We start from the raw sequence: 11,035 nt of genomic DNA on the forward strand, positions 1-11,035 counted from the left end.
GCCGACGACGCCCCGGCCACTCCGGGCCCGGCCCCGGCTGCCGCGCCGCCGCCGTTGCCGGACTTCAGCAACCTCTCGCTGGTCGAGCTGGAGCCGGTCGATACCGGCGCGCCGGTGGCCAAGGGTGCGGTGCTGGTACTGGCCGGCATCGGCGGCCCGGACGCGGTGCGCAAGCTGCTCGGCGCGCTGCCGGCCGGTTTCCCGCAGCCGGTGCTGGTGCAGCTGCGCCTGGACGGCGGCCGCTACGACAACCTGGTCAAGCAGATGGCGCGGGTCTCGCCCGTGCCGGTGGCGCTGGCCATGCCCGGCGACGCCGTGGCTCCGGGCTCGGCCTACGTGCTGCCCGACGGCGTGGGCGTGGAACCGGCCGGCAATGGCCTGCGCTTCATCGACGCCGGCCCCGGCCACGAGCCGGTGGAGGCACTGCCGCCGACCGAGAGCGCGGTGCTGGTGCTCAGCGGCGCCGAGCCGGCGCGCATGGACGCGGTGCTGGCGCTGGCCGCGCGCGGCGCCTATGTCGCCGGCCAGGCGCTGGACGGCTGCTACGACCCCACCGCGGCCCGCATGCTGGAGGCCGGCGGCGCCCCGCTGGCCGCGCCGGCGATGCTGGCCAACCAGCTTGTGGCGCGCCTGGGCTGAGCCCGGCGCGCGGAGGAAGACCTGCAGATGGCATTCAAGAGCGACGAAATCCGCGGCGTCATGATCCAGTCGGGCCAGGAGCGCCTGCTGCTGCCCAATGCCACCGTGGCCGAGGTGCTGGCGCGGGTGGAGGTGCAGCCTCTGGAAGGCACGCCGGGCTGGCTGCCGGGCCATGTCGCCTGGCACGGCTGGGACGTTCCGCTGGTCGACTTCGCCCGCCTCGCCGGGCTGGGCGGCGATCCGCCGGGGCGCATCCGCGTGGTGGTGCTCAAGGCGCTGGGCGGCGACGAGGGACTGCCGTACTTCGCGCTGCAGACCACCTCGTTCCCGCAGCTGGTCTCGGTGCCGCGCGACAGCCTGCTGGCCGACGCATCCGAGGACGAACTGCCGCGCGGCGTGCAGATGCGCGTGCTGCTGGGCGAGCAGGGCGCGCTGCTGCCGGACCTGGAAGGCATCGAGCAGCTGGTGGTCGACGCCCTGGGCGCGATCGCCTGACCCCTGGCGCCGGCCGTGGTCGGCGCATGCAGGGCACGCAAGGAAACGCCGGCCTCGCGCCGGCGTTTTTCCGTGTCCGGGTCAGAGGTCGCCGAAACGCGCCTGCAGCGCGGCGATCGCCGCCAGGCCCGCGGTCTCGGTGCGCAGCACCCGCGGGCCCAGGCGCAGGCCGCGGAAGCCGGCGGCGTGCAGGACCTCGCGGTCGCGCGGCGACCAGCCGCCTTCCGGGCCGATCGCCACCACCACCGTGTCCGTGTCCTGCAGCTGCAGCGAGGCCAGGCGGTGTTCGCCCTGCGGATCCAGCAGCAGGCGCAGGGCATTGCCCGGCAGCGCCGCGGCAGCCGCGTCCAGCGCCGTCGGCGCATGCACCTCTGGCACGCGCGCGCGGCCGGATTGCCCGCAGGCCGACCCGACCACGCTGCGCCAATGCGCCAGCCGCTTCTGCGCGCGCTCGGCGTCCAGCCGCACCTCGGTGCGCTCGCCGTTGACCGGCACGATCGCGGCCACGCCCAGCTCGGTGGCCTTTTGCAGGATCAGGTCCATCTTCTCGCCGCGGGCGATGCCCTGCAGCAGCACGATGCGCAGCGGCGACTCGTTGTCCACCGTGCTGGCCGACACCACCTCGGCGCTGACTTCGCGCTTGCCGACCGCGGCCAGGCGCGCCGCGTAGTCGTGGCCGTCGCCGTTGAACAGCACGCAGGGGTCGCCCTCGCGCAGGCGCAGCACCCGCGCCAGGTGGTTGCCGGCGTGTTCGGGCAGGACGACGGTGGTGCCGGGCTGCAGCGGCAGCTCGACGTGGCAGCGGGTCAGGCGCATGCGGTGGCCTCGGCGATGGCGGCGGCGGTGGTTTCGGCCAGCAGCTGCAGCTGGGCCTCGTCGATGCAGTACGGCGGCATCCAGTACAGGACGTCGCCCAGCGGGCGCAGCAGCACGCCCCGTTCCAGCGCGGCGCGGTAGGCGCGCAGGCCGACCCGCAGCGCCGGGTCGAACGGCGTGTCGCGGGCGCCGTCCCGGGCGAGTTCGAAGGCCACGACCATGCCGGCCTGCCGCACGTCGGCGACATGCCGGCTGCCGGCGCCCACCTGCGCGGCCAGGGTGGCCATGCGTGCGGCGGTGGTGCGGTTGCGCTCCAGCACGCCATCGACTTCGAAGATGTCCAGCGAGGCCAACGCCGCGGCGCAGGCCAGCGGATTGCCGGTGTAGCTGTGCGAATGCAGGAAGGCGCGCTCGCGCGAGTCGTCGAGGAAGCCTTCGTAGATGGTCTGGCTGGCGAGCACGGCGGCCAGCGGCAGGAAGCCGCCGGTCAGGCCCTTGGACAGGCACAGCAGGTCCGGGGCGATGCCGGCCTGCTCGCAGGCGAACATGGTGCCGGTGCGGCCGAAGCCGGTGGCGATCTCGTCGGCGACCAGGAACACGCCGTTGGCGTCGCACAGCTCGCGCGCCCGGCGCAGGTAGGCCGGATGGTGCATGCGCATGCCGCCGGCGCACTGCAGGCGCGGCTCCAGGATCAGGGCGCAGATCTCGCCCGGGTGCTGGTCGAACAGGTCGGCCAGGGCGTCGGCCGCGCGCAGCGCGCACTGCTCGTCGCTCTCACCGGGGCGGGCCATGTAGGCGTCGGGCGAGGGCGCGAACAGGGCCTCGGCCAGCAGCGGCGCGTACACCCGCCGGTACAGCGGGATGTCGCCCACCGCCAGCGCGCCCAGGGTCTCGCCGTGGTAGCCGTTCTCCAGTGCGATGAAGCGGGTGCGCGGCTCCTCGCCGCGGTTGCGGAACCGGTGGAAGGCCATCTTCAGCCCCCCCCCCCCTCCGGCCGAGCCGTTGTCGGCATAGAACACGCGCGACAGCGGGGCGCGGCCGGGCTGGCGCGGGGCGATGGCCAGCAGGCGCTCGGCCAGCTCGATGGCAGTGGCGTGCGAGAAACCGGCCAGGATCACCTGTTCCAGGCTGCGGGCCTGGCGGGCGATGGCCTCGGCAATGCGCGGTTCGGCATGCCCGTGCAGGTTGGTCCACCAGCTGCTGACCGCGTCCAGGTAGCGGCGTCCGTCGTAGCCGTGCAGCCACGCCCCCTCGCCGCGCTCGATCGGGACCAGCGGCAGCACGTCCGGATGCTCGCGCATCTGCGTGCACGGGTGCCAGAGCACGGCCAGGTCGCGTGCGCGCCAGGGCGCGTCCGCTGGCACCGGTGTCTCTGCTAGCATGGCCTGCTGATGAATACGTTCCTGCATCCGTCCATGATAACGGTCGCTCCCGGGCCGGATCGCGGAGCGTTGCCGTGAGCCGGCGGCTGCCTGTCATCCACGGTATCACCACGGAGGATGCCGGCCCGTACCGCCTGGAGCGGCTGGACCTGGAATTCTCCAACGGCGAGCGCCGGCGCTTCGAGCGCATGGTGCCGCGTGGCCCCGGCGCGGTGGTGGTGGTGCCGCTGCTGGACGAGGACACCGTGCTGCTGGTGCGCGAGTACGCCGCCGGCGTCAACCGCTACGAGCTGGGCCTGGTGAAGGGGCGCATGGATCCGGGCGAGACCCCGGAACAGGCCGCCAACCGCGAGCTGAAGGAAGAGGCCGGCTACGGCGCACGGCGCCTGGACGTGCTGCGCCAGCTGACCCTGGTGCCGACCTACATGGGCCACGTCTCCTGGCTGGTGCTGGCGCGCGACCTGTATCCCGAGCGGCTGCCCGGCGACGAGCCGGAGGAGCTGGAAGTCATTCCCTGGAAGCTGCAGGAACTGGACCGACTGATGTTGCGAGAGGATTTCTCCGAGGGGCGCTCGCTGGCGGCGCTGTTCGTGGCACGCGAGTGGCTGGCACGGCGATGACCCGGATCACCGTCGACCTGCGCGAGACCGTCATCGCCATCGCCCGCCAGGCAGGCGAGGCGATCATGGAGATCTACCGGGAGGGGTTCGAAGTCACCCACAAGCAGGACGCCAGCCCGCTGACCGCGGCGGACATGGCCGCGCACCGGATCATCGTCGAGGGGTTGCAGCGCCTGACCCCGGAACTGCCGGTGCTGTCGGAGGAATCGGCGGAAGTGCCGTGGGAGGTCCGCCGCCTGTGGCAAAGCTACTGGCTGGTCGACCCGCTGGATGGCACCCGCGAGTTCGTCAAGCGCAACGACGAGTTCAGCGTGAACATCGCCCTGGTGGTGCAGGGCGCGCCGGTGCTGGGCGTGGTCCAGGCGCCGGTCGGCGGCCAGGTGTGGCACGCGGTGCGCGGCGAGGCGGCGTACCGCCGCGACGGCCAGCGCGACGAACCGCTGCGCGTGCGCTCCCCGGCCAGCGCGCCGCTGCGGGTGGCGGCCAGCCGCTCGCACCGCGACGCCCGCACCCAGGCGGTGCTGGACCGCATGGGCGAGATCGAGGAAGTGGCGCTGGGTTCGTCGCTGAAGTTCTGCCGCATCGCCGAGGGCCGGCTGGACGTGTACCCGCGCTTCGGCCCCACCTCGGAGTGGGACACCGCGGCCGGCCAGTGCGTGCTGCACGCCGCCGGCGGTGCGCTGCTGGCGGCCGACACCGGCAAGCCGTTCCGCTACAACCGGCGCGAGACCCTGCTCAACGGCGACTTCATCGCCCTGGGCGACACCGACCTGCCGTGGCAGCAGTGGCTTTGATCCGTCCGATGGGGCGCCGGTAACGGTCCGGCGCCGGTTGCGCCGGGTCGCGCCGCCTGCCGGGTTGCCCGGCCCGCGCGACCCGCGCCAGTCAGCTCAGCGATGCAGGTCGCCGGCGGCTTCGGGCTGGTAACGCACCGCGGTGACCCGCAGCCGCAACGGGCGCCCGCCCGGTGCCTGCCAGTCGATGCTCTGGCCCACGGACAGGCCAAGCAGGGCGGTGCCGACCGGGGCCAGCACGGAGACGCGGCCCTTCTCCACGTCCGCCTCGTTGGGATAGACCAGGGTGAGCACGTGCTTCTCGCCGCTGGCCTCGTCCTCGCACTCGACCTGCGAGTGCATGGTCACCACGTCCGCCGGCACCTGTTCCGGCGGTACCACTTCGGCCCGGTTGAGCTCGTCCATCAGCGCGATCGCGGCGGGATGGCGGCTCAGGACCGGGGAGTCGAGCATGGCCTCCAGGCGGGCCATGTCGCGGGCGGAAACGATCAGCGAAGGGGGCAGGCCGCTGACGGGCTGGGTTGTCGACATCGGTATACCTCACGGTTGGGGCGCGCCGGGCGCGCATGAAGAAAAGGCGGGCGCGTTTCCGCATCCGCCTCGGGTCATCGGGTTTGTGCCTGCACCGTAGCCGGTAACAGGAATGGTTTCAAGCGCCCGCAGGCGCGGCGCCGGGGGTGTTCAGGCGCGGGCCGTGGTCCCGGCCGTGGCGGCAGGGGCCGCCGGCAGGCCGCACTGGGGCGCCAGCAGGTCCGGCGGCAGGTCGCCGACCACCGCCGCCAGCCGCACCAGGAAGCTGCCCATCGCCGAGCTGCGGCGCCAGACCATGGCCAGGCTGCGGCTGGGGTGGGAGTCGGAGAAGCCCAGCAGGTGGATGTTGTCCGACTGCGCCACCGGCGGCTTGACCGCCAGCACCGGCAACAGGGTCGCGCCGACGTTGGCGGCCACCATCTGCCGCAGGGTTTCCAGGCTGGTGGCGCGGAACCCGGTCTTCTCGTGCGCGCCGGATACCCGGCATACGTCCAGCGCCTGTTCGCGCAGGCAATGGCCGTCCTCCAGCAGCAGCAGGCGCTGCTCGGCCAGCTCGTCCAGGGTCACGTTCGCGCGCCGCGCCAGCGGGTGCTGCCCGGGCACCGCCAGCACGAACGGCTCCTCGAACAGGAACTCTGCGTGCAGCTGGTCGTCGTGCACCGGCAGGGCCAGGATCGCCGCGTCCAGCTTGCCCTCGCGCAGGCGCGCCAGCAGCTCGTCGCTCTTCTCCTCCACCAGCAGCAGTTCCAGGTGCGGGAAGCGCTCGAGCACGCGCGGCACCACGTGCGGCAGCAGGTACGGCGCCAGGGTGGGGAAGATGCCCAGCCGCACCGTGCCCGCTTCCGGGTCTTGGCTGCGGCGTGCCGCTTCCTTCATCTGCTCGACCTCGGCGACGATGCGGCGGGCGCGTTCGGCGGCCTCGCGCCCGGCGGGGGTGAGCATCACCTTGCGCGGCGCGCGTTCCACCAGCGGCACGCCCAGCTCGTCCTCCAGCTTGCGGATCTGGGTGGACAGGGTCGGCTGGCTGACGTAGCAGGCCGCGGCCGCGCGGCCGAAGTGCTTGTGATCGGCCAGGGCCACCAGGTATTTGAGGTCGCGCAGGTTCATCGCTTCGTTCCCGCCGGGGGACGGGCGGGCGGGGCCCGCCCGCCGCGTCAGGCGCCGACTTCCTCCGCCGGGATGGAGGCGGCCGGGGCCGAGGTGCGGATCAGGTGGTCGAACGCCGCCAGCGAGGCCTTGGCGCCCTCGCCGACCGCGATCACGATCTGCTTGTACGGCACCGTGGTGCAGTCGCCGGCGGCGAACACGCCCGGCAGGCTGGTCTGGCCGCGCTCGTCGACCACGATCTCGCCGCGTGGGCTCAGCTCCAGCGTGCCCTTGAGCCACTCGGTGTTGGGCAGCAGGCCGATCTGCACGAAGATGCCCTCCAGTTCGAGGCGGTGGCTGTCGCCGCCGACACGGTCCTTGTACACCAGGCCGGTCACCTTCTGCCCGTCGCCGAGCACCTCGGTGGTCTGGGCGCTGGTGATGATGGTCACGTTCGGCAGGCTGCGCAGCTTGCGCTGCAGCACCTCGTCGGCGCGCAGCTTGCCGTCGAACTCCAGCAGGGTGACGTGGCCGACGATGCCGGCCAGGTCGATCGCCGCCTCCACGCCGGAGTTGCCGCCGCCGATCACCGCCACGCGCTTGCCCTTGAACAGCGGGCCGTCGCAGTGCGGGCAGTAGGCCACGCCGCGGGTGCGGTACTGGTCCTCGCCGGGGACGTTCATCTGCCGCCAGCGTGCGCCGGTGGCCAGGATCACGGTCTTCGACTTCAGCGAGGCGCCGTTGGCCAGCTTCACCTCGACCAGGCCGTCGGCGCCGGCCGGGACCAGGGCCTGCGCGCGTTGCAGGTTCATCACGTCCACGTCGTACTCGCGCACGTGCTGCTCCAGCGCGGCGGCCAGCTTCGGGCCCTCGGTGTACTGCACCGAGACGAAGTTCTCGATCGCCATGGTGTCCAGCACCTGGCCGCCGAAGCGCTCGGCCGCCACGCCGGTGCGGATGCCCTTGCGCGCGGCGTAGATCGCCGCCGCGGCTCCGGCCGGGCCGCCGCCGACCACCAGCACGTCGAACGGGGCCTTCTGCGCGATCTTCGCCGCCTCGCGCGCCTCGGCGCCGGTGTCGAGCTTGGCCACGATCTCCTCCAGGCCCATGCGGCCGTAGGCGAACAGTTCGCCGTTGAGGAACACCGCCGGCACCGACATCACCTGGCGCGCTTCGACCTCGTCCTGGAACAGGGCGCCGTCGATGGCCACGTGCCTGATGTTCGGGTTCAGCACCGCCATCAGGTTCAGCGCCTGGACCACGTCCGGGCAGTTCTGGCAGGACAGCGAGAAATAGGTCTCGAAGCTGAACTCGCCTTGCAGCGACTTCACCTGCTCGATCACCTCGGTCGCGGCCTTGGACGGGTGGCCGCCCACCTGCAGCAGGGCCAGCACCAGCGAGGTGAACTCGTGGCCCATCGGCAGGCCGGCGAAGCGCAGGCTGATGTCCTGGCCGGGGCTGGTGATGGCGAAGGAGGGCTTGCGCTCGGCGTCGTCGCGGCGCACCTCCAGGCTCACCTGCGGCGACAGGCCCTCGATGTCCTGCAGCAACTCGAGCATCTCCTTCGAGCTGTCGCCGTCGTCGAGCGAGGCGACCAGGTGCACCGGGCGGGTCAGGCGTTCCAGGTAGGCCTGCAGCTGGGTCTTGAGGTTGGCGTCCAACATCGGGGCGACTCCGGGAAGTGGAAAGTGGGTCCGGCGGCGGGCAAGCCGCCACCGTGGCGCCCGCCGCGGCGGGCGCCCGTGGATGGGGAAGTGGACCGGAGCCGACGCGGCCTGCGAGGCGTGCCGCGGCGCGGCGGCTGCGTGGGATGCGATGGCTCCGGTCCACTCCCCCGCCTTGGGCAGGGGAGGGATGCCCCGGCGCGGGCGCCGGGGCGGGTACGGCCTTAGATCTTGCCGACCAGGTCCAGCGACGGAGCGATGGTCTTGGCGCCTTCCTTCCACTTGGCCGGGCAGACCTGGCCCGGGTTGGCGGCGACGAACTGGGCAGCCTTCAGCTTGCGCAGGGTCTCGGAAACGTCGCGGGCGATGGCGTTGTCATGGACCTCCATGGTCTTGATCACGCCTTCCGGGTTGATGATGAAGGTGCCGCGCAGGGCCAGGCCCTCTTCCTCGATGTGCACGCCGAAGGCGCGGGTCAGCTGGTGGGTCGGGTCGCCGACCAGCGGGAACTGGGCCTTGCCCACAGCCGGGGAGGTCTCGTGCCACACCTTGTGCGAGAAGTGGGTGTCGGTGGTCACGACGTAGACCTCGGCACCGGCCTTCTGGAACTCGGCGTAGTTGTTGGCGGCGTCCTCGACCTCGGTCGGGCAGTTGAAGGTGAAGGCAGCCGGCATGAAGATCACGACCGACCACTTGCCCTTCAGGTCGGCATCGGTGACTTCGATGAACTCGCCGTTGCGGAAGGCATTGGCCTTGAAGGGCTGGACAGTGGTGTTGATCAGGGACATGGGTCCTCTCTCGGTTGGGGTGAAAACTGAGACGCCATGCTAGGCGCTCTTGATAGACAGGGCAAATCAATTGAAAGGATTGGATAGATAGGTTCCATCTATCGAATCCGGAGAATTCCTCTCCTGAATCATCGAGCTTGGCAATTCCCCTTGCCCTGCTTCATGGTGGCGCGATGGAACAAACCCAAGCTCCCACCCCCAGGACCCTGTTGCAGGAGGCCGCCGGCCGGCTGCCGCGCGAGGATGCCGAGCCCCTGTTGCTGCATGCATTGCAGCAGGACCGCGCCTGGCTGTTCGCCCATGGCGACGATCCGGTCCCGGCGGACCAGGCCGGGGCCTATCGCGCGCTGCTGGCGCGCCGCCAGGCCGGCGAGCCGGTGGCCTACCTGACCGGGCGCCGCGGCTTCTGGACCCTGGACCTGGAAACCACCCCAGACACCCTGATCCCGCGCCCGGAAACCGAGCTGCTGGTGGAGCTGGCGCTGGAACGCCTGCCGGCCGACGAGCCGGTGCGGGTGGCCGACCTGGGCACCGGTACCGGCGCCATCGCCCTGGCCATCGCCAGCGAGCGGCCGCTGGCGGCGGTGGTCGCCACCGACGTGGCCAAGGCCACCCTTGCCGTCGCGGTGCGCAACGCCCAGGCCAATGGCATCGGCAACGTCTGGTTCCGCCGCGGCGACTGGTGCCAGGCCCTGGGCCGCGACCGCTTCGACCTGGTGGCGAGCAATCCGCCGTACATCGCCGAAGGCGATCCGCACCTGGCCCGGGGCGACCTGCGCCACGAGCCGCCCCGCGCACTGGCTTCCGGGCCCGACGGCCTGGATGCGATCCGCATGATCGTGGCCACCGCCCCGGCGCACCTGGTCCCCGGCGGCTGGCTGCTGCTGGAGCACGGCTGGGACCAGGGCGCGGCGGTGCGTGCGCTGCTGGGGCAGGCCGGCTTCGTGGAAGTGGCCACGGCGCAGGACCTGGAACAGCGCGACCGGGTCAGCTACGGGCGCCGTCCCGGCTGAGGCGGGGCGCGCGCGGGACGCCCGATACAATGGGCGCTTTCCGCCGCAAGGAATCCGCATGCGCAGCCTGTATCCCGAGATCGAACCGTACGCGACCGGCACCCTCAAGGTCGACGGCCGCCACGAGCTGTACTACGAAGAGTGCGGCAACCCGGAAGGCAAGCCGGTGGTGCTGCTGCACGGCGGCCCCGGCGGCGGCTGCAGCCCGAAGATGCGGCGCTTCCACGACCCGGCGAAGTACCGCATCGTGCTGTTCGACCAGCGCGGCGCCGGCCGTTCCACCCCGCACGCCGACCTGGTCGACAACACCACCTGGCACCTGGTGGCCGACATCGAGAAGCTGCGCGAAAAGCTCGGCATCGAGCGCTGGCAGGTGTTCGGCGGCAGCTGGGGCTCGACCCTGGCGCTGGCCTATGCGCAAACCCACCCGCAGCGGGTCACCGAGCTGGTGCTGCGCGGCATCTTCATGCTGCGCCGCTGGGAGCTGGAGTGGTTCTACCAGGAAGGCGCCAACCGCCTGTTCCCGGACGCCTGGGAGCACTACGTCAAGGCGATCCCGGAGGTGGAGCGGCACGACCTGATCTCCGCCTTCCACCGCCGCCTGACCAGCGAGGACGAGGCCACCCGCCTGGCCGCGGCCAAGGCCTGGAGCGCGTGGGAAGGCGCGACCAGCTTCCTGCACATGGACCCGGACTTCGTCACCAGCCACGAGGATCCGCGGTTCGCCCTGGCTTTCGCCCGGATCGAGAACCACTACTTCGTCAACGGCGGCTTCTTCGAGGTCGAGGACCAGCTGCTGCGCGATGCGCACCGCATCGCCGACATCCCCGGCGTGATCGTGCATGGCCGCTACGACGTGGTCTGCCCGCTGCAGAATGCCTGGGACCTGCACGGGGCCTGGCCGAAGGCGAAGCTGGAGATCACCCCGGCCTCGGGCCACTCGGCGTTCGAGCCGGAGAACGTGGACGCGCTGGTGCGCGCCACCGACGCCTTCGCCTGAGGCGAGGCATCCGCGCGTCGGGCCGCTTCGGGCCGCCGGACGCGCGGCGGGTTCAGCCGCCCGCCGGCGGTGTCGCCGGCACCGGCTGCATCGGCGCGGGCAGCGCCGGCTCCGGCGCACCGGCGGGCTGGGCCGGAGCCGGGGAAACGGCCGGCGGCGGCGCAGGCAGGTCCTCGATCCGCACGCCCGGCATCAGCTCGCCCGGGG

General features: G+C 72.1%; 12 protein-coding genes. 6 read left to right on the forward strand and 6 right to left on the reverse strand.

What is annotated here, in order from left to right; translation table 11 throughout:
* The coding region (locus tag B351_RS16885) for a chemotaxis protein CheB (RefSeq protein ID WP_019399633.1) at positions 1–639 on the forward strand (639 nt) is incomplete at its 5' end.
* A gap of 27 nt (positions 640–666) precedes the next feature.
* The gene (locus tag B351_RS0113845) at positions 667–1,134 is read left to right on the forward strand and encodes a chemotaxis protein CheW (RefSeq protein WP_019399634.1); all 468 of its coding nucleotides are present in this window, start codon (positions 667–669) and stop codon (positions 1,132–1,134) included.
* 81 nt (positions 1,135–1,215) lie between these two features.
* Here B351_RS0113845 and B351_RS0113850 read toward each other — a convergent pair whose 3' ends face one another.
* Complete coding sequence (locus tag B351_RS0113850) at positions 1,216–1,950, reverse strand: 16S rRNA (uracil(1498)-N(3))-methyltransferase (RefSeq protein ID WP_019399635.1); 735 nt, start codon at positions 1,948–1,950, stop codon at positions 1,216–1,218.
* Positions 1,941–3,332, reverse strand: a complete 1,392-nt coding sequence (gene bioA / locus B351_RS0113855) for an adenosylmethionine--8-amino-7-oxononanoate transaminase (protein ID WP_407059585.1) — start codon at positions 3,330–3,332, stop codon at positions 1,941–1,943. Before bioA ends, B351_RS0113850 begins: the two co-directional genes overlap by 10 nt.
* Before the next feature lie 74 nt (positions 3,333–3,406).
* On the opposite strand from bioA, the gene nudE reads away from it, so the two are divergent.
* Together nudE and cysQ are read left to right on the forward strand one after the other, a co-directional pair.
* On the forward strand, positions 3,407–3,952 hold the full coding sequence (nudE, locus tag B351_RS0113860; RefSeq protein WP_019399637.1) for an ADP compounds hydrolase NudE: 546 nt from the start codon (positions 3,407–3,409) through the stop codon (positions 3,950–3,952).
* Positions 3,949–4,746 carry a 3'(2'),5'-bisphosphate nucleotidase CysQ gene (cysQ, locus tag B351_RS0113865; RefSeq protein ID WP_019399638.1) on the forward strand — a complete coding sequence of 266 codons (798 nt, stop codon included), beginning with the start codon at positions 3,949–3,951 and terminating at the stop codon, positions 4,744–4,746. The genes nudE and cysQ overlap by 4 nt, the downstream gene beginning before the upstream one ends.
* 96 nt (positions 4,747–4,842) lie before the next feature.
* Here the strand turns inward: cysQ and rnk are convergent, their stop codons facing one another.
* From rnk to ahpC, 4 genes are all read right to left on the reverse strand, one after another.
* Positions 4,843–5,277 (reverse strand): nucleoside diphosphate kinase regulator, encoded by a 435-nt coding sequence (rnk, locus tag B351_RS0113870; RefSeq protein ID WP_019399639.1) that lies wholly within the window; start codon positions 5,275–5,277, stop codon positions 4,843–4,845.
* Between the two features lie 150 nt (positions 5,278–5,427).
* Positions 5,428–6,384, reverse strand: coding sequence for a LysR substrate-binding domain-containing protein (locus B351_RS0113875; RefSeq protein WP_019399640.1), 957 nt, complete (start codon positions 6,382–6,384; stop codon positions 5,428–5,430).
* 47 nt (positions 6,385–6,431) lie between these two features.
* Entirely contained in the window at positions 6,432–8,027 is a 1,596-nt protein-coding gene (gene ahpF / locus B351_RS0113880; protein ID WP_019399641.1) for an alkyl hydroperoxide reductase subunit F, read from the reverse strand.
* A gap of 224 nt (positions 8,028–8,251) precedes the next feature.
* Positions 8,252–8,815: an alkyl hydroperoxide reductase subunit C gene (ahpC, locus tag B351_RS0113885; protein WP_019399642.1), complete on the reverse strand. Its 564-nt coding sequence runs from the start codon at positions 8,813–8,815 to the stop codon at positions 8,252–8,254.
* A 173-nt stretch (positions 8,816–8,988) separates the two neighbouring features.
* Here ahpC and prmC point away from each other — a divergent pair, with 173 nt between their 5' ends.
* A complete protein-coding gene (prmC, locus tag B351_RS0113890; protein WP_026010732.1) occupies positions 8,989–9,828 on the forward strand; it encodes a peptide chain release factor N(5)-glutamine methyltransferase in 840 nt (279 codons plus the stop codon).
* A gap of 58 nt (positions 9,829–9,886) precedes the next feature.
* Positions 9,887–10,828: a prolyl aminopeptidase gene (pip, locus tag B351_RS0113895; protein WP_019399644.1), complete on the forward strand. Its 942-nt coding sequence runs from the start codon at positions 9,887–9,889 to the stop codon at positions 10,826–10,828.
* Positions 10,829–11,035 lie beyond the last annotated feature (207 nt).

Origin of the sequence: Pseudoxanthomonas sp. GW2 (assembly GCF_000283075.1) — a bacterium.
Lineage (GTDB): Bacteria > Pseudomonadota > Gammaproteobacteria > Xanthomonadales > Xanthomonadaceae > Pseudoxanthomonas.

What these genes read in the sequence shown, in the direction of transcription:
- cysQ (WP_019399638.1), top strand. Translation starts at nt 3,949, where the DNA reads ATGACCCGGATCACCGTCGACCTGCGCGAGACCGTCATCGCCATCGCC.
- prmC (WP_026010732.1), top strand. Translation starts at nt 8,989, where the DNA reads ATGGAACAAACCCAAGCTCCCACCCCCAGGACCCTGTTGCAGGAGGCC.
- bioA (WP_407059585.1), bottom strand. Translation starts at nt 3,332, where the DNA reads ATGCTAGCAGAGACACCGGTGCCAGCGGACGCGCCCTGGCGCGCACGC.
- ahpF (WP_019399641.1), bottom strand. Translation starts at nt 8,027, where the DNA reads ATGTTGGACGCCAACCTCAAGACCCAGCTGCAGGCCTACCTGGAACGC.
- ahpC (WP_019399642.1), bottom strand. Translation starts at nt 8,815, where the DNA reads ATGTCCCTGATCAACACCACTGTCCAGCCCTTCAAGGCCAATGCCTTC.
- rnk (WP_019399639.1), bottom strand. Translation starts at nt 5,277, where the DNA reads ATGTCGACAACCCAGCCCGTCAGCGGCCTGCCCCCTTCGCTGATCGTT.
- B351_RS0113845 (WP_019399634.1), top strand. Translation starts at nt 667, where the DNA reads ATGGCATTCAAGAGCGACGAAATCCGCGGCGTCATGATCCAGTCGGGC.
- pip (WP_019399644.1), top strand. Translation starts at nt 9,887, where the DNA reads ATGCGCAGCCTGTATCCCGAGATCGAACCGTACGCGACCGGCACCCTC.
- B351_RS0113875 (WP_019399640.1), bottom strand. Translation starts at nt 6,384, where the DNA reads ATGAACCTGCGCGACCTCAAATACCTGGTGGCCCTGGCCGATCACAAG.
- B351_RS0113850 (WP_019399635.1), bottom strand. Translation starts at nt 1,950, where the DNA reads ATGCGCCTGACCCGCTGCCACGTCGAGCTGCCGCTGCAGCCCGGCACC.